Annotated in this window: 23 protein-coding genes; 18 read left to right on the top strand and 5 right to left on the bottom strand. The window is 48.0% G+C overall.

What is annotated here, in order from left to right:
- Nucleotides 1-38: 38 nt before the first annotated feature.
- From leuB to EHS89_RS16315, 13 genes are all read left to right on the top strand, one after another.
- Entirely contained in the window at nucleotides 39-1,121 is a 1,083-nt protein-coding gene (gene leuB / locus EHS89_RS16375; protein ID WP_124927246.1) for a 3-isopropylmalate dehydrogenase, read from the top strand.
- A 181-nt stretch (nucleotides 1,122-1,302) separates the two neighbouring features.
- A complete protein-coding gene (gene asd, locus EHS89_RS16370; protein ID WP_124927245.1) occupies nucleotides 1,303-2,418 on the top strand; it encodes an aspartate-semialdehyde dehydrogenase in 1,116 nt (371 codons plus the stop codon).
- Nucleotides 2,419-2,855: 437 nt separating this feature from the next.
- The gene (locus tag EHS89_RS16365) at nucleotides 2,856-5,663 is read left to right on the top strand and encodes a FimV/HubP family polar landmark protein (protein WP_124927244.1); all 2,808 of its coding nucleotides are present in this window, start codon (nucleotides 2,856-2,858) and stop codon (nucleotides 5,661-5,663) included.
- A gap of 13 nt (nucleotides 5,664-5,676) precedes the next feature.
- On the top strand, nucleotides 5,677-6,588 hold the full coding sequence (gene truA, locus EHS89_RS16360) for a tRNA pseudouridine(38-40) synthase TruA (RefSeq protein ID WP_124927243.1): 912 nt from the start codon (nucleotides 5,677-5,679) through the stop codon (nucleotides 6,586-6,588).
- 57 nt (nucleotides 6,589-6,645) lie between these two features.
- The gene (locus EHS89_RS16355) at nucleotides 6,646-7,266 is read left to right on the top strand and encodes a phosphoribosylanthranilate isomerase (RefSeq protein WP_211340360.1); all 621 of its coding nucleotides are present in this window, start codon (nucleotides 6,646-6,648) and stop codon (nucleotides 7,264-7,266) included.
- 25 nt (nucleotides 7,267-7,291) lie between these two features.
- Nucleotides 7,292-8,476 (top strand): tryptophan synthase subunit beta, encoded by a 1,185-nt coding sequence (trpB, locus tag EHS89_RS16350; RefSeq protein WP_124927329.1) that lies wholly within the window; start codon nucleotides 7,292-7,294, stop codon nucleotides 8,474-8,476.
- 23 nt (nucleotides 8,477-8,499) lie between these two features.
- Complete coding sequence (gene trpA, locus EHS89_RS16345) at nucleotides 8,500-9,303, top strand: tryptophan synthase subunit alpha (RefSeq protein ID WP_124927241.1); 804 nt, start codon at nucleotides 8,500-8,502, stop codon at nucleotides 9,301-9,303.
- A gap of 32 nt (nucleotides 9,304-9,335) precedes the next feature.
- Nucleotides 9,336-10,196, top strand: coding sequence for an acetyl-CoA carboxylase, carboxyltransferase subunit beta (gene accD / locus EHS89_RS16340; protein WP_124927240.1), 861 nt, complete (start codon nucleotides 9,336-9,338; stop codon nucleotides 10,194-10,196).
- A gap of 148 nt (nucleotides 10,197-10,344) precedes the next feature.
- Nucleotides 10,345-11,661, top strand: coding sequence for a bifunctional tetrahydrofolate synthase/dihydrofolate synthase (gene folC, locus EHS89_RS16335; RefSeq protein ID WP_124927239.1), 1,317 nt, complete (start codon nucleotides 10,345-10,347; stop codon nucleotides 11,659-11,661).
- Between the two features lie 5 nt (nucleotides 11,662-11,666).
- The gene (locus tag EHS89_RS16330) at nucleotides 11,667-12,218 is read left to right on the top strand and encodes an SPOR domain-containing protein (protein WP_124927238.1); all 552 of its coding nucleotides are present in this window, start codon (nucleotides 11,667-11,669) and stop codon (nucleotides 12,216-12,218) included.
- Between the two features lie 69 nt (nucleotides 12,219-12,287).
- The gene (locus tag EHS89_RS16325) at nucleotides 12,288-12,797 is read left to right on the top strand and encodes a CvpA family protein (protein ID WP_124927237.1); all 510 of its coding nucleotides are present in this window, start codon (nucleotides 12,288-12,290) and stop codon (nucleotides 12,795-12,797) included.
- A gap of 53 nt (nucleotides 12,798-12,850) precedes the next feature.
- Nucleotides 12,851-14,365: an amidophosphoribosyltransferase gene (gene purF / locus EHS89_RS16320; RefSeq protein WP_124927236.1), complete on the top strand. Its 1,515-nt coding sequence runs from the start codon at nucleotides 12,851-12,853 to the stop codon at nucleotides 14,363-14,365.
- A gap of 110 nt (nucleotides 14,366-14,475) precedes the next feature.
- Complete coding sequence (locus EHS89_RS16315) at nucleotides 14,476-15,693, top strand: O-succinylhomoserine sulfhydrylase (protein WP_124927235.1); 1,218 nt, start codon at nucleotides 14,476-14,478, stop codon at nucleotides 15,691-15,693.
- A 55-nt stretch (nucleotides 15,694-15,748) separates the two neighbouring features.
- On the opposite strand, the gene thpR is transcribed toward EHS89_RS16315, so the two are convergent.
- The gene (gene thpR / locus EHS89_RS16310) at nucleotides 15,749-16,270 is read right to left on the bottom strand and encodes an RNA 2',3'-cyclic phosphodiesterase (RefSeq protein WP_124927234.1); all 522 of its coding nucleotides are present in this window, start codon (nucleotides 16,268-16,270) and stop codon (nucleotides 15,749-15,751) included.
- 26 nt (nucleotides 16,271-16,296) lie between these two features.
- Between thpR and EHS89_RS16305 the strand changes: the two genes are divergently transcribed.
- Nucleotides 16,297-17,274, top strand: a complete 978-nt coding sequence (locus EHS89_RS16305; RefSeq protein WP_170167529.1) for a tRNA dihydrouridine synthase — start codon at nucleotides 16,297-16,299, stop codon at nucleotides 17,272-17,274.
- 105 nt (nucleotides 17,275-17,379) lie between these two features.
- Complete coding sequence (locus tag EHS89_RS16300; protein ID WP_124927233.1) at nucleotides 17,380-19,263, top strand: methyl-accepting chemotaxis protein; 1,884 nt, start codon at nucleotides 17,380-17,382, stop codon at nucleotides 19,261-19,263.
- A gap of 67 nt (nucleotides 19,264-19,330) precedes the next feature.
- Here EHS89_RS16300 and amrS read toward each other — a convergent pair whose 3' ends face one another.
- A complete protein-coding gene (amrS, locus tag EHS89_RS16295) occupies nucleotides 19,331-20,170 on the bottom strand; it encodes an AmmeMemoRadiSam system radical SAM enzyme (protein ID WP_229753785.1) in 840 nt (279 codons plus the stop codon).
- Between the two features lie 336 nt (nucleotides 20,171-20,506).
- Between amrS and amrB the strand changes: the two genes are divergently transcribed.
- Genes amrB through EHS89_RS16280 form a run of 3 tightly spaced genes read left to right on the top strand, consistent with a single transcriptional unit; the run spans nucleotide 20,507 to nucleotide 22,440 of the window.
- Nucleotides 20,507-21,289 (top strand): AmmeMemoRadiSam system protein B, encoded by a 783-nt coding sequence (amrB, locus tag EHS89_RS16290; RefSeq protein ID WP_124927232.1) that lies wholly within the window; start codon nucleotides 20,507-20,509, stop codon nucleotides 21,287-21,289.
- Nucleotides 21,264-21,935 (top strand): AmmeMemoRadiSam system protein A, encoded by a 672-nt coding sequence (gene amrA / locus EHS89_RS16285; protein ID WP_211340359.1) that lies wholly within the window; start codon nucleotides 21,264-21,266, stop codon nucleotides 21,933-21,935. Before amrB ends, amrA begins: the two co-directional genes overlap by 26 nt.
- On the top strand, nucleotides 21,922-22,440 hold the full coding sequence (locus tag EHS89_RS16280) for an O-acetyl-ADP-ribose deacetylase (RefSeq protein WP_124927327.1): 519 nt from the start codon (nucleotides 21,922-21,924) through the stop codon (nucleotides 22,438-22,440). Before amrA ends, EHS89_RS16280 begins: the two co-directional genes overlap by 14 nt.
- Nucleotides 22,441-22,508: 68 nt before the next feature.
- Here EHS89_RS16280 and EHS89_RS16275 read toward each other — a convergent pair whose 3' ends face one another.
- The 3 genes from EHS89_RS16275 to EHS89_RS16265 form a co-directional block, all read right to left on the bottom strand.
- Nucleotides 22,509-22,928 (bottom strand): Hsp20 family protein, encoded by a 420-nt coding sequence (locus EHS89_RS16275; protein ID WP_124927231.1) that lies wholly within the window; start codon nucleotides 22,926-22,928, stop codon nucleotides 22,509-22,511.
- A gap of 144 nt (nucleotides 22,929-23,072) precedes the next feature.
- Nucleotides 23,073-23,480 (bottom strand): immunity protein Imm33 domain-containing protein, encoded by a 408-nt coding sequence (locus EHS89_RS16270; RefSeq protein ID WP_124927230.1) that lies wholly within the window; start codon nucleotides 23,478-23,480, stop codon nucleotides 23,073-23,075.
- A 56-nt stretch (nucleotides 23,481-23,536) separates the two neighbouring features.
- Nucleotides 23,537-24,502, bottom strand: coding sequence for a GGDEF domain-containing protein (locus EHS89_RS16265; RefSeq protein ID WP_124927229.1), 966 nt, complete (start codon nucleotides 24,500-24,502; stop codon nucleotides 23,537-23,539).
- Nucleotides 24,503-24,615: the final 113 nt, after the last annotated feature.

Genomic DNA, 24,615 nt, shown 5'->3' with positions numbered 1-24,615 from the left:
CGGTTTCAGACTGCCGCTCAGGTTAAAGGAACAGAGTAATGTCTAAGAATGTATTGATTTTGCCGGGTGACGGTATTGGTCCTGAAATTGTAACTCAGGCGCAGCGGGTGCTGGAACTAGTAAACCAGCAAGATAGCCTGGGGTTGGAATTTTCAGAAGCTAAGGTAGGTGGAGCTGCAATCGATGCGGATGGTGTTCCGCTGCCTGCAGCAACCCTGGAAGCAGCTCATGCCGCTGACGCAATCCTGCTGGGCGCTGTTGGTGGGCCTAAATGGGATACTAATCCTGATTTTCAGATTCGTCCTGAAAAAGGCCTGCTGGGTATCCGTTCTAACCTGGGCTTGTTCGGTAACTTACGTCCAGCCATTCTCTATCCGCAGCTGGCTCATGCTTCAACACTTAAGCCTGAAGTAGTATCCGGCCTGGATATTCTGATCGTCCGTGAACTGACCGGTGGTATCTATTTTGGTCAGCCTCGTGGTGTACGTGAAAAAGAGGGTGGTATCCGGGAAGGTTACAATACTTATGTTTATGACGAGAATGAGATTCGTCGTATCGGGCGGGTAGCCTTTGAAGCGGCAATGGCCCGCGACAAGCGTTTGTGTTCTGTCGATAAAGCCAACGTACTGGAAGTGACAGTGCTCTGGCGTGAAGTTATGGAAGAGCTGTCGAAAGAGTATCCGGAAGTTGAGCTGAGCCACATGTACGTGGATAACGCAGCGATGCAGCTGGTACGTGCGCCTAAACAGTTTGATGTAATGGTTACCGGTAATATGTTTGGCGATATTTTGTCCGATGCAGCAGCAATGCTGACCGGTTCAATCGGTATGTTGCCATCGGCGTCTTTGGATGTGAATGGTAAGGGTATGTATGAGCCTTGTCATGGTTCAGCGCCAGACATTGCTGGACAAAACCTGGCAAACCCACTGGCAACCATTATCTCTGCTGCCATGATGCTGCGGTATTCCTTTGGGGCTGGCGATACGGCTGCGCGTATCGAAGCGGCGGTCAGTAATGTGCTGGATCAGAACCTGCGTACTGGTGATATCTGGTCTGAAGGTATGCAGAAAGTTAGCTGTACCGAGATGGGCGATGCGGTTATGGCTGCTTTGCAGGCATAATTCTCGGCGATAAGTGCAACTATCTCCGGATGTCGGGGGTATATTCGCTTGTTGGCGATAGTCTAAACAGGCGAAATGTTGCATAATTAAAGCGCTCCGGGTAGTCCGGAGCCATAACAAGCTACTACAGATGAATGTAGTGGCTTTGTTGTTTCTAATTTCTAAGTTTTTGGTGGAACAAATGAAGCGTGTAGGTTTTGTAGGTTGGCGCGGAATGGTGGGTTCCGTGCTGATGCAGCGCATGATGGAAGAACGTGATTTCGATTATATCGATGAGCCGGTCTTTTTCACAACATCCCAGGTAGGTCAGGCAGGTCCGGATATTGGTAAAGATATTCCGACCTTGAAAGATGCAACATCCATTGATGAATTGAAACAGATGGATGCCATTATTTCCTGTCAGGGTGGCGACTACACGAAACAGGTTTACGGATCGCTACGCGAAGCCGGCTGGAACGGCTACTGGATTGATGCTGCTTCTTCGCTACGGATGGAAGATGATGCCATCATCGTACTTGATCCTGTAAACATGAATGTCATCAAAGATGGTCTGTCTAAAGGTGTAAAAACCTATGTCGGCGGTAACTGCACAGTATCTCTGATGCTGATGGGTCTTGGTGGCCTGTTTAATGCGGGCGTGATTGAGTGGATGACATCCATGACCTATCAGGCTGCATCCGGCGGCGGTGCGCGCCATATGCGTGAACTGATCTCGCAGATGGGTGTGATCAAAGAATCGGTTGCCGCAGATCTGGCTAATCCTGCCAGCGCTATTCTGAATATTGATCGTCAGGTAGCAGATACTATTCGTTCTGATGCGATGCCAACGGATAACTTTGGCGTGCCGCTGGCCGGCTCTCTGATCCCATGGATCGACACTAAGCTGGAAAACGGCCAGAGCCGTGAAGAGTGGAAGGCTTACGCTGAGACCAACAAAATTCTGGGGCTGGATAACAATCCGATTCCTATTGATGGTACTTGTGTGCGTATCGGTGCCATGCGTTGTCACAGTCAGGCGTTCACTATCAAGCTGAAACAAAATGTGCCTATGGATGAAATTGAATCCATGATCGCTGAAGCGAATGATTGGGCTAGTGTAGTTCCGAATGATCGTGATATCACTGCGCAGGAGTTAACCCCTGCTAAGATCACCGGAACATTGAATGTGCCTGTGGGACGTTTGCGTAAAATGAACCTGGGTGATGAGTATCTGAATGCATTCAGTGTTGGCGATCAGTTACTCTGGGGTGCTGCTGAGCCATTGCGTCGTATGCTACGCATTCTGCTGCAGGACTGATCAAAAAAGCTTAAAACAAAACCGGCTCTCGTAGTCGGTTTTTTTCTGTTCATAAGTTACTGATTCAAGTCAAAAAAGACTCTTTTTTGTTGTCGCTGAAATAAGTAATCCGATAACAGTCCCCAACTTAGGTAATCAAGGCTAGGTACTTGATACTGTTTCGTACTAAGTTGGTATAAGTCGTGAAAATGTTAAATAAGTTACTAAAAAGTAAGCGATTTGTTGCTGGTGGGTCTGGGTTTGCTCTGCTTGATACGCTATTGATGTGCCAGTAAGTCAGAAATGAATGACAGATTAGAGGGGTTTGTAGGCCTTTGAGTTGTTGATTAAACAGTAGTTTTAATGAATACTTTGTCGAACAATACTGGATACGTAACTTTCTGAATATTGACGATTTTTATCAGATTCAGAAACCGGGGAAATAAGGAAGCGAAAATATGCTGCGCAAATTAGCCCTAAGCTTGGCAATTGCAGGTGCTCTAGGAACCTCAAATGCAAATGCGCTTGGTCTCGGTGAAATAAAAATTACTTCAGCGCTGAATGAACCATTACAGGCTGAGATTCAACTGTTGCAGATGAGGGATGTTGATCCGCAACAGATTCAACCCAGAATGGCAAATATTGATGAATTTGCCCTGGCAGGTATTGAGAAGTTACGTTTTCTCTCAGATGTACAGTTTCAGGTAAAGCCGGGCCCCGGTGGTCGCGGTATTATCACTATGTCGTCCGCGGTACCGGTTAACGAACCTTTCCTGAACTTTCTGGTAGAGGTTAACTGGCCAAGTGGTCGACTGGTTCGAGAATATACCGTTCTGCTTGATCCACCTGTTTATGATCCTACGCCTGCACCTAAGGCGATTCAGCCTGCTAGTGCGGGTGCAGTAATAGCACCAGCACCGGTTACATCGACGGCAATGGCTGATGCTAAACCGGTTGATAATATCCGTACCCGGATGACAGGTTCTCAGATCTACGTTGATGTGAACGATACGCTTTGGAATATAGCTAAGCGTCATAAGCCTGCAGCATCAGTTTCTGAAGCGCAGATGATGTTGGCATTACAGCGTAAAAACCCCACTGCCTTTGCACAGAACAATGTAAACCGTTTAAAGGCGGGAGTCGTTCTCGATCTGCCAACTCTTGAAGAAGCTAAAGCGTTATCGCAGAAACAGGCTAACGAAGAGTTCTGGCGTCAGACCAATCTTTGGAAGCAGGGTGGCTCCGCAGTAGCCGCTGAAGCTGAGCAGATGGATGCCAGCGCTGCTGACAAAAAGGACGCTGCTTCTGTAAAAAAGGATGATGAAGTTGCCGTTAAGTCCGCCGACGGTCAACTAAAAATTGTCTCTCCTGCAAAACAGGATAAAGACACTGATACAGGGAAGGTGTCAGACCAGGCGGCCGATACGGATGTTAGCCAGTCAGATTCAGCTCTGCTAGAGCGAAATAAAGAGTTAGAAACCGAATTAGCGACAGCGCTAGAGAGTGTTGATCAGATTCAGCGTGAAAACGAAGAGCTTACCGGACGTGTTGATGCATTGGCTCAACAGATGGAAAGTCTACAGCGTTTACTCGAACTTAAAGATCAGCAGTTGGCTGAGTTGCAGGCCGAGTTGGATCAGGCTAAGAGCCAGCCGGTAGTAGCGCCCGTTGCACCAGCGCCCCAGCCTAAAGGGCTGATGGACGAGTTTGGTATGTATATTTACGGTGCGGGTGCAGCGGTAGTTGCACTGCTGGCGGGCCTGTTGGTCATGATGCGTCGCCGTAAAAAAGATGAACCTGAAGCCGGTGAAGAGCCAGCTCCGGTTGCGATTGCAGATGAAATAGACGACGCGGTCACTGAAGAGGTGGTTGAAGAGGCTGCTGAAGAAGTGGCTGATGACGCAGTGGAAGAGGTTGTTGATGCTGTTGCGGAAGAAGAAGATATCTCTGATGCAGATCTTGATGATCTTGATCTTGATATGGACCTGGATGAGCTTGAAAGTCCGGATTCAACTATCGAAGATGATGAGTTTGATCTGGGTCTTGATGACGCCTTTGGTGATGAAGACTCAGTTGCTGAAGAGTCGCTCGATATAACAGATGAACAACCCGAAGTAGAACTGCCTCAGGAAGAAGAGGTTGATGATGCGCTAGATTCCATCCTGGGTGAAGATACCGAATCTATGGATCTGGATGATCTCTCTATTGATGACGTTGATTCATCGCTTGCTGATCTGGCGGACGATGAAGTTGAAAGCCTTGAGGACCTGCTGGCAGGTACTGAAGACGATAGCGCTGACGATGACGAGCTAGAGTTTGATGTGCAGTCGCTTGAGGCAGAGTCAGATGCAGCGGTTGAAGAAGAGCTCGAGTTAGATAACATCGATGACGCATTAGCTGATGATGATCTCGAACTGGACTTCAATCTTGATGAGCCTGAAGCAGAAGATGATAGTTCGGATGGCCTGGCGATAGCGGCAGCCGCTACAGCAACTGCCGCCGCTGCAGCTACAGCAGCCACTGCTTTTGAAACCGATAGCGCAGACGCATCGGATATCGCTGAAGATGATCAGGCTTTGGGCGATATGCTGGCAGAGGATGATAGTGATCTTGAAGATCTGGAATCACTGCTGGGAGGTAATGCTGAAGAGAACGATGAGCTGGATGATGATTCAGACGAATTCGCTGATCTTGAAGATCTGATTAATGATTCAGGTAGTGATGACGATGATTTCGAAACCGGAGACTCTGATCTGGATGAGTTGCTGGCAGGTGTTGCAGATAGTGACATTGAAGAGATCGCAGGTTCTGAGTTAGAAGTTGAATTGGCAGCAGAGGTAGAAGAGGCAGCGGTTGCGGATAGCTCTGAGCTGCATCCTGAGCTTGAAGAGTTGCTCGAGAGCGCGGTTGCTGATGATGTGGTTCTTGAGGAGCAAGATCTTTCAGCAGATGTTGATGATCTTGAAGCTTCGATTAATCATGATCTTGACGCTGAGCTGGACTCTGAACTTGAAGAGCTACTGGGCGGAGCGGGTAATGATGATCTGAGCCTGGAATCAATCGACGATTCAGACGATGAAGCTTTTGATAGCCTTAACCTGTTGGAGGGGGCTGATGAAGTTGAAACTAAGCTGGATCTCGCGCGTGCCTATATTGATATGGAAGATGTGGATGGCGCCAAGGATATTCTTGATGAAATTCTTAAAGAAGGCAGTGATGCCCAGCAGCAAGAAGCAAATACTTTGCTGGAAACTATTAACAGTTAAATAAGATCATACAATGCAAGAGCGGGATAAAACCCAGAGTAACAATCAGCAAGAGGCGACTTCGGTCGCCTCTGTTGATTTAGAGCCTGGCAGTTCAGAAAACTCAGAAAAGACTAAGGTTAAACTTCGTCGTTATGCGCTTTGTGTTGAGTATGCCGGTGGCAATTATCGCGGTTGGCAGACTCAAAAAGAGAAAGATGTGCCTACTGTTCAAGAGACAGTCGAACAAGCGTTATCAAAAATCGCCAACCATCCTGTTTCTGTCGTTTGTGCCGGCAGAACGGATGCCTGTGTCAGCGGTACTTATCAGATTATTCATTTTGATACCCATGCAGAGCGTTCTGAACGCGGTTGGGTGATGGGTACAAATACCAAGTTGCCTGATGAAATTGCTATCCGCTGGGCTAAACCGGTAGATGATAGTTTTCATGCCCGATTCTCTGCTTTGGAGCGCCGCTATCGGTATCTGATCTACAGCTCGCCGGTAAAGCCTGCCCTGTTGGCTAAAGGTGTAACATGGACGCATAAAAGGTTAAATCTTGAAGCGATGCAAGAAGCTTCTGGCTATCTTGTGGGTGAGCATGATTTCAGCTCTTACCGGGCGATTGCCTGTCAGGCTAATAGCCCGATACGTGAAGTCAGAGCGATGGATATCTACCGGTCGGGTGAATTGATTATCATTGATGTGCGTGCAAATGCTTTTCTGCACCATATGATCCGTAATTTTGCCGGTGTATTGATGACTATTGGTGCTGGAGAGGCTAGTCCCGTCTGGGCAAAAGAAGTGCTGGATGCAAAAGATCGTGCTAAAGGTGGTGTAACAGCGCCGCCTTACGGGCTCTATTTTGTCGATGTGAAGTACCCGTCTGAGTATGAGTTGCCAAAATCTTCGCTAGGGCCGTATTTCCTGACGCAAAACGGTTAACGGGGCTCCGTGCAATCTGTTACTATTAAGCTCCTTTTAATTTGTCTGATCTAAGTGATGCGAACCCGCGTAAAAATCTGTGGTATAACCCGATATGAAGATGCACTGGCGGCAGTAGAAGCTGGTGCTGATGCGCTGGGTTTTGTTTTTTATCCGCCTAGTCCCCGCTATGTTACGCCGGAAGTGGCTGCACAGATTATCGCGCAGCTACCACCTTTGGTAACGACGGTAGCGCTGTTTGTAAATGAAACAGCAGATCAGGTTGAAAATATAATTAAAACGGCAGGTATTGATCTGCTGCAGTTCCATGGTGATGAAGCGCCGGAGTACTGTGAGCAGTTTAGCAGGCCATATTTTAAAGCACTGCGTATGTCGCCTGACATTGATGTAGTGGCAGAATCTGAACGTTTCACTAAAGCTCGGGCCATTTTGCTCGATGCTTATCGTCCCGGCGTGCCGGGGGGGACTGGAGAGGCGTTCGACTGGGACCGCATCCCGGCAAATCTGAGCAAGCCCCTGATTCTGGCGGGTGGCTTGGATGACAAAAATGTGGCGCAGGCAATTAGTCGGGTTCAGCCCTTCGCTGTAGATGTCAGCGGAGGCGTCGAAGCGTCTAAAGGCCTGAAAGACAGATCAAAAATAACACTATTTATGAAAGAGGTGGCTTGTGCCAACTAAAGAAGATCTCGCGATTGCGAAGCAGATGCCCGATGCAGGTGGCCATTTTGGCGACTTCGGTGGCCGTTATGTGTCTGAAACTCTTATGGCAGCTCTACAGCAGCTGGAACAGACCTACGAAAAGCTTTGGCGGGATCCACAGTTTCAGGCGGAGTTCGATTATGACCTAGCGCATTATGTAGGTCGTCCGTCACCTCTGTACCATGCTGAACGTCTGTCTGCAGAGCTCGGTGGCGCACAGATCTACCTGAAACGTGAAGATCTGAACCATACCGGTGCTCACAAGGTGAATAACACCATTGGGCAGGCATTGCTGGCAAAGCATACCGGTAAACCTCGCGTTATCGCTGAGACTGGTGCCGGTCAGCACGGTGTTGCAACCGCAACGGTAGCTGCACGTCTGGGGCTTGAGTGCCAGGTATATATGGGTATCGAAGATGTTCGTCGTCAGGCGCTTAATGTCTACCGTATGAAATTGTTAGGTGCTGAAGTTATCGCCGTTGAATCGGGTACCCGTACTCTGAAAGATGCGATGAATGAAGCGATGCGTGACTGGGTAACCAATGTCGATAATACCTTTTATATTATCGGTACAGCGGCAGGCCCGCACCCTTACCCTAAGCTGGTACGTGATTTTCAGGCGATTATTGGTCGTGAAGCGCGTCAGCAGTGTCTGGCCCAGACAGGCAAACTGCCGGATGCATTGATCGCTTGTGTTGGCGGTGGTTCAAATGCTATCGGTCTGTTCCATCCCTTTATTGAAGATGCGGATGTGCGCATGATCGGTGTTGAAGCTGGCGGTTACGGTATTGAAACCGGACAGCATGCGGCGCCTTTGAGCGCCGGTGAGCCGGGTGTGTTGCATGGTAACCGAACTTATCTGATGTCCGATGATGCGGGTCAGATTATCGGTACTCATTCGGTATCAGCCGGTCTGGATTATCCTGGTGTTGGTCCTGAGCATTCCTACCTGAAAGATATCGGGCGTGCAGAGTATGTTGCTATCAATGATGATGAAGCGCTGGATGCTTTCCGTCGCCTGACTCAGGTTGAAGGTATTATGCCGGCACTTGAATCAAGCCATGCGGTAGCTGAAGCGATTAAAATGGCGCCGACCATGGATAAGGACCAGATCTTGCTGGTTAACCTGTCCGGGCGTGGGGATAAAGATATCCATACCGTTGCAGAAATTGATGGCATTGTCGTATAACTGCCCTGACTGAGTGAGCAAAAATGAGTCGTATTACTGAGTGTTTTGATAAGCTTAAAAGCCAGGGTCGTAAAGCGCTGATTCCTTATGTGACAGCGGGCGATCCCGGACCGAAAGTAACCTTGCCGTTGATGCATGCAATGGTAGAGTCTGGCGCGGATATCCTTGAGCTGGGTATTCCTTTTTCTGATCCGATGGCCGATGGCCCGGTGATTCAGCTGGCGTGTGAACGTGCTTTACTGCACGGCACGCGTCTGGTTGATGTGCTGGATATTGTTGCGCAGTTCCGTGAAACTGATAAAACGACGCCTGTTGTTTTGATGGGGTATCTGAATCCTATTGAGGTGATGGGTTACGCTGTGTTTGCAGAAAAAGCGTCTGCAGCAGGTGTTGACGGCGTTCTGACGGTGGATCTTCCACCTGAAGAGGCGGTAGAATTCAACCAGTTGATGAAAGCCGCTAATATTGATGTGATCTATCTGCTGGCTCCGACTACTGAAGAGGAGCGGGTTAAGCAGGTATGTGCGGCCGGCAGTGGTTATGTTTACTACGTTTCAGTAAAAGGTGTGACCGGTTCAGCATCGTTGAATGTAGCCGAAGTCGCTGAAAAGCTTGAGATGATTCGTCGCCATACCGACCTGCCTGTTGGTGTTGGTTTTGGTATCCGTGATGATGAGTCTGCCCGGGCGGTGTCCGAAGTTGCAGATGGCGTTATCGTCGGTAGCGTACTGGTTAATAAGATTGCCGAGTTATCTGGCAATCAGGAACAGATCCCTGAGGCAGTTGCGGCTATTACTGCAAGCATGCGTCAGGCAATGGATAAATAAGGCTGTCACTGTAGACAGTAGCTGGAGTAATAATGAGTAACTGGCTGGATAAAATTGTTCCTTCCCTGGTTCGCTCTGAGAAGAAGCGTACCAACATCCCTGAAGGACTATGGAAGAAGTGTCCTAAATGTGAAAACGTTCTGTATCGTCCAGAATTGGAAAAGAATCTGAACGTTTGTCCTAAGTGCGATCATCATATGCGACTGACTGCGCGAAAGCGTCTGAATGCGTTTCTCGATGAAGGTACAACCCGTGAGATTGGTGCTGAGGTCGAGCCGGTTGATCGTCTGAAGTTTAAGGATTCTAAAAAGTATAAAGATCGTTTGGTTGCAGCGCAGAAAGCGACGGGTGAGAAAGACGCCCTGATCGCTATGCGTGGTGAAGTTAATGGTCTGCCTTGTGTTGCTGTGGCTTATGAATTTAAGTTTATGGGTGGCTCAATGGGTGCTGTTGTTGGTGAGCGTTTTGTGCGTGCAGCCAATGTTGCCCTGGAAGAAGGTATTCCGATGATCTGTTTCTCCGCCAGCGGTGGCGCGCGGATGCAGGAAGCCTTGTTCTCGCTGATGCAGATGGCTAAAACAAGCGCGGCTCTGGAAAAATTAAAGAATGCCGGTATCCCTTATATCTCAGTGCTGACTGATCCGGTTTATGGTGGCGTTTCAGCATCACTGGCTATGTTGGGTGATCTGAATATTGGTGAGCCAGGCGCATTGGTTGGTTTTGCCGGACCGCGTGTTATTGAGCAGACCGTGCGTGAAAAGTTGCCAGAAGGCTTCCAGCGTAGTGAATTCCTGTTGGAGCATGGTCAGATTGATATGATCATTTCCCGTGGCGAACTGCGTGAGCGGTTGTCTTCTGTGTTACGCATGATGCAGGGTTTGCCTGCGGCTTAACATTCGACTGATACGTTAAAGGCTGCTGGAAAGGCGGCCTTTTTTCTGTCTTATGCTAGCAATTTATTAATGCAGGCTTGATGTATTAACATTAAGTTTGTGCTTCAAGCTCTTGTTTTATATTGTCTTTATAGGCGAAGTTATTCTTATGTCGACTACTAACTTTGAAACACTGGATCAATGGTTAAACTGGATTGAGAGCTGTCATCCCAGTGAAATTGAGATGGGTCTTGAGCGTCTTCGCAAAGTCTATCTGGCAATGAAACTTGATTTTGGTAGCAGTCGTAAACTGATTGTGGGAGGCACTAACGGTAAAGGATCCACCATTGCGATGCTTGATCAGGTATTGCGGGATCAGGGTAAAACGGTAGGTTGTTTCACCTCGCCACATTTTTTGCGTTATAACGAGCGGATCAAGCTAGCAGGAGAGCCGGTCAGTGATGCGTTAATTATTGCTGCATTTAAGGCGATAGAGAAGGTGCGTGGTGAAACGCGTCTGACTTACTTCGAATATAACACTCTGGCAGCCTTGCATGTATTTGCGACACAGCAACCGGATGTAATGCTGCTCGAAGTGGGGTTAGGTGGCCGTTTGGATGCAATCAATATAATTGATGCGGATATCTCGGTAGTCACTACTGTATCGGTTGATCATATCGACTGGTTGGGTGATGACCGGGAACAGATCGGTTTTGAGAAAGCAGGTATCTATCGAGCAGGAAAACCGGCTGTATGTGGTGATCCTGTCGCGCCACAGAAGCTGATCGATTATGCTTCTGAAATCGGTGCGCAGCTTTATCTGAGGGGGCGTGATTTTAATCTTCAACAGCTGAATATTAAGCAACCTGATCGACAGTCTTCAGCGTCGACCGGTTGGGTCTGGCAGGGTGAAGCGCCTAACGGCAATATCCGTACTATTTCTGGCCTACCAGAAATAAATTTGCCAAAGGCGAATGCCGCGACTGTTATACAAGTGCTGCAATTGCTGGATATGCTACCTCCACCTGAACAGTTAAAAGTGAGTCTGATGCGGGCCTCACTGACCGGGCGGATGCAAAAGAAACAGTTTGATGGGGTCGAGTATACCCTTGATGTTGCCCACAATCCTGAGGCAGCGCAGTATCTGGCGTCCCGGCTAGAGATGAGTCCGGTATCAGGCAGAACGCTCATGGTGCTGGGAATGTTGGCTGATAAGGATATCGATCAGGTGCTGGCTCATCTAAAACCAGTGGTTGATCGTTGGTTTTTGGCTAGTTTGGCTGTGCCACGTGGACAATCTTCGGATCAACTGGTTGAGAAACTTAATGGACTGGGGGTAGCAGTTGATTCGCAAGCTGCTTATGGTACTGTGCAGGAAGCATTAGCTGCAGTTAAAACCAGTTTATTGCCCGGCGACCGGGTAATAGTAGCGGGTTCTTTTTTTACTGTAAGTGATGCATTAACAGCACTGAATATGGATAACTGAATACTGTGAATGACGGTTTTAAACAGCGCCTTGTCGGCGCGGCAATTCTGATTCTTGCAGCGGTCATACTGATCCCGGTGTTGTTTGATGGTGCCGGATATAAAGAGCGTCATCTTGAAAGTTCCATTCCTACACCGCCGGTCGAGCCGCAGCTGGTTGAAATAAAAACTGAATCACCTCAGCTGGAAGATACCTCAGCACCGGCTGAGCCGGCTGAGCCGGTTACGGTGGCCGTGATGCCAGAAAAAATCGCTCAGGCGGTGGCTGAACAAAAGCCTCAAGTAGACTTACGTAATGATCCTCCCTCGCTTGATCAACAGGGGGTGCCGGTTGCCTGGAGTTTGCAGCTGGCCAGTTTTAAAGATGAAGACAATGCCAAGGGGTTGCGTCGAAAACTTAATGCGGCAGGTCACAAAGTCTATAGTCGTAAAAATGGTGACCTGATAAAAGTATTTGTCGGCCCGGATATGCAGAAAACCCGCCTGACAGCGTTACAGGCCAGTATTAAGAAAGAGTTTGGTCTGGATGGTATTATTGTCCGCTTTACGACACGATAAACATTGGGTTAATCGGGTAGCTCTGATAGAATCCGCCTCTTGAATGTGACCCTGACTTAGAGATCTTTCATGGTACTTAATTGGGCCGATTGGGCTATTATCGGCATCATCACAATTTCTGGCTTATACAGCCTGCGTGGCGGCTTTATAAAAGAAGCGCTGTCACTGGTTACCTGGGTTGCTGCATTTATTGTTGCCCGGCTGTTCGCGCCTTCGCTCAGTACATTACTGGACGACTTTCTACAGACGCCATCATTACGCATTGGCGCCGCATTTATCCTTCTTTTTGTTGCTACCCTGATGGTTGGCGCTGTTATCAATAACCTTATCGGAATGCTGGTGAATGCCACGGGTCTTAGTGGCACCGATCGTATTCTGGGGGTTGGTTTCGGCGTAATCAGGGGTGGTCTTATAATTATTGTTATTACTGCGCTGCTTGTGCGAACCCCGGTTATTGACGATACCTGGTGGGCGGATTCGCAGCTTATTCCACACTTTTTACTGATGGAAAACTGGACCCGGGATACCGCGTCAGAGATCGGTCAGATGATATGGAATTTTAGTGGTAGTAATAGCTAAGCGTTTTTTCATTTATACTTGCAGTAACTAACTGAACACCTGAGGTAGCCCGAATGTGCGGTATAGTTGGCGTTGTTGCCAAATCTAATGTAAATCAGACAATTTTTGATGCCTTAACCGTGCTTCAGCACCGGGGTCAGGATGCTGCCGGTATGGTGACTTGTGAAGCCGATCGTTTCTTCCTGCGTAAGGATAACGGTCTGGTGAATGAAGTGTTCCGTACCCGTCATATGAAGCGTCAGCTGGGTAATATGGGTATTGGCCATGTACGATATCCTACCGCTGGTAGCTCTAGTTCTGCTGAAGCTCAGCCGTTTTATGTGAACTCACCTTACGGTATTGCTCTGGCCCATAACGGCAATCTGACGAACACGCCGGATCTGCGCGAGCAGATGCGTAAAGAAAATCTGCGTCATATCAATACCACTTCGGATTCTGAAGTGTTATTGAATATCCTGGCGCATGAGCTGCAACAGATCGGTAAGCTTAAACCGACTCACGAAGATATCTTTGCTGCGGTTAAGGCGGTGCATACACGTATCACGGGTGGCTATGCGGTTGTGGCCGTCATAACCGGTTACGGTATTGTTGCTTTCCGTGATCCCCATGGTATTCGTCCATTGGTTTATGGCAAGCGCGAAACTGATAAGGGTACCGAGTACATGGTGGCTTCAGAATCGGTGGCGCTGGATATTCCTGGTTACACACTGGTGCGAGATATCGCTCCGGGTGAAGCGATCTTTATCTCACAGGATGGTGATGTGCATACCTGTCAGTGTGCAGAAAACCCTAAGCTGACACCTTGTCTGTTTGAGCACGTATATCTGGCTCGTCCTGATTCAATTATCGATGAAGTAAACGTCTATAAAGCACGAATGCGTATGGGTGTGAAGCTGGCTGAAAAAGTGATGCGTGAACGTCCGGATCACGATATTGATGTCATTATCCCGATTCCTGATACCAGTCGTACTTCTGCGCTTGAGATGGCTCACCATCTGGATGTTAAGTTTCGAGAAGGCTTTATTAAGAACCGTTACATCGGTCGTACCTTTATTATGCCGGGCCAGACTCAGCGTAAGAAGTCGGTACGCAGTAAGCTCAATCCGATAGAGCTCGAGTTTAAAGATAAAGTCGTTATGCTGGTTGATGATTCTATTGTTCGTGGCACAACGTCTAAGCAGATCGTTCAGATGGCCCGAGAGATGGGCGCAAAGAAAGTCTACTTTGCCTCTGCAGCTCCGGCGGTTCGTTACCCGAATGTTTATGGCATCGATATGCCTTCAGCAACGGAGCTGATCGCTCACGGTCGTACAGACGATGAAGTAGGTGAAGAGATCGGCGCGGACTGGATGCTATACCAGGATCTTGATGATCTTAAAGATTGCGTAAAGGCCGGTAATGATTCTGTCACTAGCTTTGATGCTTCAGTCTTCGATGGTCAATATGTTACTGGCGATATAGATGAAGCTTATCTGAATCGAATCGATGCTGAGCGTAATGATGATGCTAAAGATGGCGAAAATAAGCCTGGCAGCAACGAAAATGCGGATCTGCACGCGACCATTTAGATGGTAGGCTGTAATTGTTTGAGTCGAGTTGATTAAGCTGAATTGCTTCATATTAAGCAATTCAGCTTATGATGTTGTTTTGTACTAATTTTTCTCAGGAATAGTGACAGATGTCCAACTCCAGTTTTGAGCGTCCGGATCGGATTCAGTTTGAAGATGCTGATTATGATTTCAGCACTCTGGCTATCCGTGCCGGTCAGCAGCGGACCGATGAGGGTGAGCATAATGACCCTATCTATCCGACCTCCAGCTTTGTTTATTCCAGTGCCAGGGAGGCTGCTGCTCGTTTTAGTGGAGATGAAGAGGGTAATATCTATTCCCGCTTTACTAATCCAACGGTCATCGCTTTTGAAAAGCGTATGGCAGCTTTAGAAGGCGGTGATCGTGCGGTAGCAACCTCTTCAGGCATGGCGGCAATACTGAGTACCTGTATCGCATTGCTGCAGCAGGGGGATCATGTAGTTTGCTCCCAAAGTGTGTTTGGTTCGACTATTTCTCTGTTTGAGAAATATCTGAGTCGTACCGGCATTAGTGTCACTTTTGTCGATCCGACTCAAGTGAGCGCGTGGCAGGCAGCGGTTACACCGAAAACCCGTATGTTTTTCATGGAAACGCCGTCTAACCCGTTATCAGAGCTAACGGATATTGAAGCAGTTTCGACCCTGGCTCACTCACATGATGCGTTGTTGGTGGTAGATAACTGTTTCTGTACGCCGGCGTTGCAGCAGCCGCTGACGCAGGGTGCAGATATCGTGATTCATTCTGCCACTAAATACCTTGATGGTCAGGGTCGTTGTGTCGGTGGTGTTGTAGTCGGTCGTGACGCTGAGATGGAAGAGGTGTTCGGCTTTATTCGTACCGGTGGAGCCTGTCTTAGCCCGTTCAATGCCTGGGTCTTTATGAAGGGTTTAGAAACACTGGAACTACGCATGAAGGCGCACAGTGCCAGTGCGCTTGAACTGGCTCAGTGGCTTCAACAACAAACGGGTATCGCAACAGTGCATTACTCGGGATTGGTTGAGCATCCACAGCATGAGCTGGCTAAGAAGCAACAGTCTGCCTTTGGCGGTGTACTGTCATTCGAAGTTGAAGGGGATCAGGCAGCCGCCTGGCGCTTTATCGATGCCACAAAGATGATCTCAATTACGGGCAATCTGGGTGATGTGAAAAGCACCATTACACACCCTTATACTACGACTCATGGTCGTATGACTGAGCAGGCAAAGGCCGATGCAGGCATTAAGCAGACCCTGATCCGGGTCTCTGTAGGCCTTGAATCGGTAGCGGATATTAAAGCTGATCTGCTACTTGGACTGGCTGCTATCTGATAGTGATACATCATGAATGCCCGCCTGATGCAGATCGGAGCGGGCATTTTTTATGTTAGCTGAAATGCCATTCAGCCAGGCATTCGTGTCGGGCGCCCGTGGAGTATAGCTGGCTTTGTTTCAGTAATATCGAGTTGGCCTGGAAGCTAAATGATCTGTCCTGAAAAGTGTCCAGAAAGGCTCTTAGCTGTTGATTTCGTAATGGCTTTCGGCTGCGCGCCAGGGTTAGGTGTGGGTGGTAAACTCGGGTTTCAAGATCAATACCGTCGTTAGTCAGGCGCTGGCTGAGCTTTTGTTGTAGTTTCATCAGTGCCGGTTGTGGCTGCACCCCCAGCCAGATAATGCCAGAACGAAACTGACCCACCCCGGCGAGCCTAAGCTCGAAGGGGGCTGTTGTCAGGTATTGACTAGCCTGCTCAATCAGGTCAACAGTCGTTGGCGGTTGTTCACCGAGAAACAACAGTGTCAGATGAAGCTGTTCTGCTGGTTCCAGCTTTATCTGTTTAAGTGCTGGGCAGCAGCTGTGAATCGCTTCTCTGACTGTTCTGGGTGGATCAATAGAAAGAAATAGTCGCATAGACTTACTTTAGGTTGGAAATTAAGTTGAAGATAGTACTTGCACCGATGGAAGGTGTTGTTGATGCTCCAATGCGGGAGATGCTAACCCGTATTGGCGGTATCGATCACTGTGTCACCGAGTTTGTTCGGGTATCTGATCGGGTATTGCCGGCTAAGGTGTTTCGCCGTATCTGTCCGGAACTGTTTAATGATTGTAAGACCAGCAGCGGTACGCCGGTGGTTTTACAGTTATTGGGAGGTGATCCGCAGGTTGTTGCAGGAAACGCCCGCAAAGCTGCAGCTATTGGTGCCCATGCGATCGACCTTAATTTTGGCTGCCCGGCGAAAACAGTCAATAAAAGCAAAGGCGGCGCAATTCTTCTTAATGAACCTGAACTGGTTCATAAAATTGTCTGGTGGGTACGTCAGTCGGTACCTCGGCACATCCCGGTGACCGCTAAGATGCGACTGGGGTTCCATGATAAAAGTCTGGCATTGGAAAATGCTGCAGCGATCGCTGATGCCGGTGCTAATGGCGTAACTGTGCATGGCCGCACCAAGGAGGAGGGTTATCGTGCACCGGCACACTGGGAGTGGATCGCTCGTATACGAGAGCATATTGCTATCCCGGTGACTGCGAACGGAGAAGTGTGGAGCTGGCAGGATTATCAACGTTGTCGTGAGGTGAGTGGTTGTGATGATGTGATGATCGGTCGGGGGTTGGTGGCGGCTCCGGATCTTGGCCTGCGGATTAAGGCCTTACAGCGGGGGGATGACCCTGAGCATTTAAGCTGGCCTGAAATGGTACTGCTTATGCTGCAGTTTTTGGAGCTGGTTGAACGGCATCTGGCACCTAAATACGTACACGGCCGGATTAAACAATGGCTTAAAATGATGTCCCGGGAGTATCCTCAAGCAGGATCGCTGCTGCAGGAGATTAGAACGCTCAAACTAGCCCCGGAGGTTAGACATTATTTAACCTGTTACTCAGCTGATTTAAATAATACATCCCAAACTGTGTAGCTGTCTGCTTGGCAGTGAGTAACCCCGCCTATATCTTGATAATAATTGGTTAAAAAACATCCGCTTGCACAGGGAGCTACTTAAAAGTAGTCAGGCGAGGTATTAATGAAGGTTTCACATAAGATAGCACTGATTGCATCACTTGTTGTTGCGATAGCGTTTTCTGGTTTCTCCTGGTATCAGTATCAGGCGATGCGGGCTCAGCTTTACAATACAGCCCAGAACACTGCCAGCGAAACCACACTGATGCTCAGTACTCAAATCACCAGCTGGCTTAATGGTAAATTGAGACTGATCGATATGATGGCTCAGTCAATCGATACTGATTACAGTCGGGAGTCTATCCAGTCATCTTTTGATACGCCGCTACTACATGATGAGTTTTTGTTGATTTTTGGTGCGCTTGATACGGATGGCAAGAAAATATCTAACACCCCGAGTTGGGATCCCGGAAAAGACTGGGATGCCCGTGTCAGGCCCTGGTATCCCCATGCCAAAGCTCATAAGCAAGCACTGTTAACCGCGCCTTATGCTGATTCTGCTACCGGTGAAATACTGGTATCAGTGGTTGCTAATTTTACAGATAAAGGGGTGTTCAAAGGCGCGTTTGGTGGCGACCTGAGTCTTCAAACCATTTCCGATGCGCTTAATCGTGTAAAGATAAATAACGCCGGCTATGCATTTCTACTGGATGCAAAGGGTGAAATTATCAGTCACCCGAATGCTGAGCTCAATGGTTTACCTCTGGACCAACTATTCATCGAAAAATTACCCCGTTTAACTGAGCAATTTCAAGAAATTGTGGTTGATGGGCAGGCCTTGTTAGTGACCTTCCGCAAGCTCAAAAATCTCTATGGTAGTGACTGGATGGTGGGTGTCGTATTAGAAAAGGATCTGGCTATGGCGCCAGCAACGGCGCTGGGTACCAAAGCGATATTTGTCACTTTGCTCAGCGTCATTATCTGTTGCGTCATCCTGTATTGGATCGTTTCGCTTATGTTATCGCCTTTGCAGCAGTTGCGAGAGTCCCTGCAGGATATCAATAAAGGGGATGGTGATCTGACTCAGCGAATAGCAATTAATAGTCATGATGAATTTGGTTTGGTTTGTCACGACTTCAATCAGTTTCTCTGTTTTCTGCAAACGCTGATCGGTGATGTGAAGCAGCTTTCTGCCTCCATTCGGGTGCAAACTGACGATAATAACAGTGCCACCGTCGTGGCGGTGAAAGATCTGGAACATCAATTGCAAGAGCTGGATCTGCTGGCAACAGCGATGTATCAGATGTCGGCATCTGCTCAGCAGGTCGCTCAACATGCGAATCAGACGGCTGAATCTGCCAAGCAGGCGGATCAGGCTGCGGACCATGGTGCTGAGGTAGTTTCTAAAACGACCAGTTCAATTTCAGAATTAGTTTCCGGGATGGATGAGGCGGTGTCCACTATCGGCGAGCTGGCAGGGGTTAGCGGTAATATTGAGACTATTCTTACGGTTATTACAGATATCTCTGAACAAACAAATCTGTTGGCGCTTAATGCGGCTATCGAGGCCGCCAGGGCCGGTGATGCGGGACGGGGATTTGCTGTGGTAGCAGATGAAGTCAGAGCGCTGGCTTCCAGAACTCAGCAGTCTACTGAAGAGATACAGCATATGATTCAGCAGTTGCAGCAGGGGGTGGATAACGCTAAGGCGACCATACGTCATGGTCGGGATATTGCTGGCAATACCAGTGAGTTATCAATTGAAGCAGATGCTGCTTTGGGCGATATTCGCAGCAGTATTAGCCAGATTTATGAAATGACCGAGCAAATTGCGACCGCAGCTGAAGAGCAAAGTAATACATCAGAAGAGATAAATCGTAATACTGCGACCATCAGGGATTTGAGTCGGGCCGTATCTGAAACGACCGCGCAGCAGTCCGGTATCTGTAAAACCATGGTTGAACTGACCACCGACCAGAATCAGGCTCTGTCTAAATTTAAAGTGTGACCTCATTGATGAGCAGGCTGTCTGAAGTGGCTTGGTGTAATGCAGACGAGACCAGGCCAGATAAGCGCTACTTGAACTGAATAGGTTGGCGCCGAGGTCCCCAGGTGCCGGGTGCGCTTTCGAAAAAACCTGCTAAAGGTGTTTTGCAGTTGTTGCAGCATCCTGATTCATCTAATTGCCAGCGTCCTAACTGATAATGGCTCCGTTCTATCAGTAGCTGATGACAGTGGCTGCAATAAGTCGAGCCGCTGCTTGCTTCGGCAACATTGCCGGTATAAGCATGCTTAAGGCCACAGTCCAGCGCTATATTTCTGGCCATTACGAGTGTTTCCAAAGGTGTTCGGGGCTTATCTAGTATTTTGAAGTCAGGATGAAAGGCGGTGAAATGCAGAGGGACAAACGGGTTGAACTGTTCTCTGATCCATTCGCACATCGCTCTTAACTCTTTAGGGTCATCATTCTTACCCGGTATGATCAGGTTGGTAATTTCGACCCAGCAGTTAGTTTCGTTCACCAGATATTGCAGAGTATCCAGCACCGGTTGTAGATGGCCGCCACATATTTTGCGATAAAAGGTTTCATTAAAGCCTTTCAGATCAATATTCGCAGCATCCATATGTTTGAAGAATTCGATGCGGGGTGCTGGATTAATAAAGCCTGCTGAAACGGCTACTGAATATATGTTTTGCTCCTTGCAGGCCTTAGCTACATCTATAGCATATTCCATGAAAATAATTGGATCGTTATAGGTGTAAGCAATGGAGCGGCAATGAGTCTGAAGGCAGGCTTTGGCAAGCATGTCGGGTGTTGCCTGACTGGCCAGGGTATCCATCTGACGAGACTTACTCATATCCCAGTTTTGGCAGAATTTGCAGCCCAGGTTACGGCCGGCAGTACCGAATGACAGAACCGGGGTACCAGGTAGGAAGTGATTCAGTGGTTTTTTTCAATCGGATTGATACAGAAACCGCTGGATCGGCCGTAACTGAAAAGAACAACTTCATTGTGATGATTGCCACGGACATAGCAAAGACCCCGTTGCCCCTCTTTAAGCTTGCACTTATGGGGGCAAACATCACATTGTATGCGTTGGTCATCAAGTCGATGCTAGTACTGGGTAGGATGAAATGGTTTTAGACTGACCATAATGTTTATGCTTGAGTTTAGGTCTGGGTATAGCTTCTTGACGCTATACTGTGAGTGCCCTGTTATTAATTTTTAAGGCTTTACAGGAACGGTGTATATGAGAATTAAACAAGCTGCTGTGGCTGGAATGTTTTATCCAGACAATCCAGAAGAGCTGGTGCAGATGGTTAAACGATTATTGGCCGACAATCCTCAGGTGGGTCGTTTGCCTCAGGCAATCCTAGTGCCCCACGCAGGCCTGATTTACTCCGGTGCTATAGCGGCCAGAGCCTATAATTTAATTCGGCCCTACCTTAATCAAATAAAACGCATTGTTCTGTTGGGGCCGTCTCATCGGGTACCTCTTCACGGTATGGCTGTCATGGAGGCTGATTGCTGGCGTACGCCACTGGGCGATATGGTGCTGGACTATAGATTCAGTGAACAGCTTGTGGCGGCGGGCTTGGTTGGCGTTAATGATAATGTGCATGCACAGGAGCATTGCCTGGAGGTTCAGCTACCTTTTTTACAGTTGTTGAAAAGTGAATGTAGCTTAGTTCCTATTCTGGTGGGCCAGACTCATATTCTTGAAGTCTATAAGTTGATTGCGAATTTGTTGCAGGAGCCTGCGACTTTATTGGTGATTAGTTCGGATCTTAGTCATTTTCATCCCTATCAGGAGGCTCGGGAGATTGATCTTGAGACGATGAGTAAAATCTCTGTTGCCAGGTCTGATCTGCGACCACAGCAGGCATGTGGCTGCTTTGCATTGAATGGCTTGCTGTATTACGTAGCACAACACGATTGGCAGGCTGAGCAGCTGGCTTATTGTAACTCGGGTGATACTGCTGGCGATAAAAACAGGGTAGTGGGGTATGCCTCGTATGCGTTTTACCGATAACTCAGCGAATTACTCAGCTAAGAGTGCAGTAGAAAAAGATTCTGGCAGTTTGCATAAGAACCGTGCAGATCGATATACCGCTGGAGACCGGCGGTTATTGTTAGATCTTGCCCGGCGTGTTGTGCAGGCAGGGGTGAGCGAAGAAACGTTTAGCAAGCCTGCTATTTCTGATACTCATCTGGCATTGAACAGTCCTGCTGCCAGTTTCGTTACCTTAAAACTCAATAATCAGTTGAGAGGCTGTATCGGTAATCTCGAGGCTAATAGCAGTCTGATCGATTCGGTATTGAGAAACAGCTACCTTGCGGCTTTTAAAGATCACCGTTTTGAGCCGGTACGGGCTGATGAGCTTGATGGTCTCAGTTATGAGATATCAATACTAACGCCGGCAGAGCCTCTATTGGTGAATAGTGAAGCAGAGCTACTAAAAAAGCTACGGCCGAATGTTGATGGGCTGATTTTTGAGGCACGAGGTCGCAAAGCAACATTCTTACCTGCGGTATGGGAGCAATTGAAGGAGCCTAAGTTGTTTCTGAATCATCTGCGGCAGAAGGCCGGGCTAGCCAGTGATTATTGGAGCGATGATGTGAAATGTTTTGTCTATCAGGCGATCAAGATTAGTGAGAAAGATAATGATCAGAGTTGAGCTGGGAGATATTACAGCATTGCAGGTCGGAGCTATCGTCAATGCAGCTAATAGTTCATTACTGGGTGGTGGCGGGGTGGATGGTGCAATTCACCGGGCTGCGGGTTCAGGCTTGCTGGCTGAATGCAAAACGATTAATGGTTGTCCCACCGGTGAAGCGCGTATTACCGGGGGCTATAATCTGGCGTCTGAATATGTGATTCATACGGTTGGTCCTGTCTGGCAGGGGGGAGAGCGAAATGAAGCGCAACAATTGGCATCTTGCTATCGGGCAGTGCTGGATCTCTGTCAGCAATATAGAATTAAGTCGGTGGCATTTCCTGCCATTAGCTGTGGCATATATGGCTATCCATCAGCCGAAGCGGCTAAGATTGCATTAGAAGTTGTTACTAAGGGGTATCTAAAGGCGAGGCTGGAAGAGGTGGTATTCTGTTGTTTCGATCAGACAATGGCTGAGTTGTATCAGGGCCTGTTGGATGCTTATCTTGAAAAACCTGGTTTGTAGAAAGAATTGAATCTGAACTAAATAAAATAGCCAGGGAGCTAAGAGCTCCCTGTCATCCACCTGTATGCTTAATTAATTTCAATGCTGCGTGGTTTCATCGCTTCCGGAATTTCCTGAACCAGGTCAATATGTAACAAGCCGTTTTCCATTGAGGCGTTAGTAACCCGGACATGATCAGCTAATTGAAATTTACGCTCGAAGCCTCTGGCTGCGATACCCTGATACAGGTATTGGCGTTCGCTTTCATCAGCGTTTTTGTTGCCGCTAACAGTGAGCATGCTATGTTCTGTATTGATACTGATTTCCGATTTGCTGAAACCTGCGGCCGCCATGGTAATGCGGTAAGCGTGTTGGTTGATCAGTTCAATATTATAAGGAGGGTAGCCATTCTGGCTTTGTTCGTTACGGCTGGCGTTATCCAGCATTGAAGCCAGGCGGTCGAAACCTATAGCAGAGCGGTATAGTGGTGACAGATCGAATTGACGCATAATAATATCCTCATAGAGCAATATGTTTAAAGTTGCCTATCGCAATGATCAGGCGGTTAACGGACCTCTCATGAGCCTCCGTTAATTTACTTTATGAGGACAAAAAAAAGCCTTTCAAGGGAAAGGCTTTAATAAATTCAGTTGTTAGTGTTTAAAATCATCTACATCGTTAGTGATTTCAACATCAACGTAATCGGCAGGAATTTTAAAATCGTGGACCCGCTCCCAGCCTTCAGATTCGGGTGTGCGTTCCCAAACGGTGCCGGCATTATATTCAACCAGTTCTGTCAGCGATGGGTCCAGCTGAGTCATCTTATCAACGGCAACGGGAATCAGATTGGTTGTATCATCTTCAAGGTATTCCGGGGTTTCATAGCCGGTAAACATGCGCCAACCGGTATCATTAAGGTGCGCGGGTACAGTTTTATACATGAAACGTACCGGAAGTTTCTCGTCAAAAACCAGTTTGGACACCAGTGCCAGAAATCCATTCTTAGTCTGGGAGGTTTCATCCTCATTGCTGGCTGGCTTTTTGGTATCGTCGAAACTCATAATTACTCCGGCATTCTGTAAAAACCTGTTATTTTACGCTCTTTCAAAGACAAAGTTTAGCGTAATTGTCGACTCATTTTGTCCTGATACATCTGTTTATCGCATTGCTTAAGAAGGCTTAGCATATCGTAGGGCTGTTGGAAGTTAACCGGGCAGATGCCAGCGCTAAAGTCGAGTTGGTAGGGCTGTTCGGAATCTTTGTTGAAGTCGCTTACCAGATAGCGCAGTCGCATAAGCGAATCCAGTGCCTGTTCTTCGGTAGTGTTGGTTAATAGTACGCTGAATTCATCGCCGCCCATTCGGGCAATGATGTCTGAATCCCGAAAGGTCTGTAATAATAAATGCGTGAACTGTACTAATGCCTGGTCGCCCTGGTGGTGACCAAATCGATCGTTGATCTGTTTAAAGTCATTAAGATCAATAGCAAGAAAGGTCGCAGCTTGTCTGTTGCGGGCGCATATTTGAAGGGCTTTGTCTGCCAGTAGCATAAAGCCTCTGCGGTTGGTGATCATTGTCAGATCATCCAGGGTGGCCAGTTGTGCGGCCATTAACTCTTGTTCAGCCATGCAGGCCAGGTCTCTTAATGCTTGAATATCGTCCTGATTAAGGTGGCGCGGTTTCGCATCAATCAGGCAGAGCGTACCAAGTTTATGACCGTCTAGGGATTTAAGAGGGCAGCCGGCATAGAGTCGGATATTGGGTGCTTCAGTTACCAGAGGGTTGTCGGCAAAGCGTTTATCCTGGCTGGCATCCGGAATATTAAAAACATCATCACCCAGAATAGTATGACCGCAGAAGGAAATATCCCGGTGAGTTTCTGTAACGTCTAAACCTATAGCAGACTTAAACCACTGTCGGTCCCGGTCGACCAGACTCACAAGCGCGATGGGTACATTGAACATACGTTGGGCGAGCCGGGTTAGCCGGTCGAAACGTTCCTCCGCCGCAGTATCAAGGATCTCGAGTGAGTGAAGGGCTTTTAATCGAGCTTGCTCGTTATAGGGTATATCTGGCTTTTCCATCTAAATTCCCTATATAAATTAAGGGGATAGCTGATGTTGTTCTGTTAAGTATTGCACAGAAAACCAAATATAAAAGCTTAAGTAAGTATGTTGAACAGGTAAGAGAGACATTC

Origin of the sequence: Amphritea balenae, from assembly GCF_003858655.1 — a bacterium.
Classification (GTDB): domain Bacteria; phylum Pseudomonadota; class Gammaproteobacteria; order Pseudomonadales; family Balneatricaceae; genus Amphritea; species Amphritea balenae.
The sequence above is the reverse complement of the archived record's forward strand: the minus strand, read 5'-3'. Positions and strand labels throughout refer to the sequence as shown.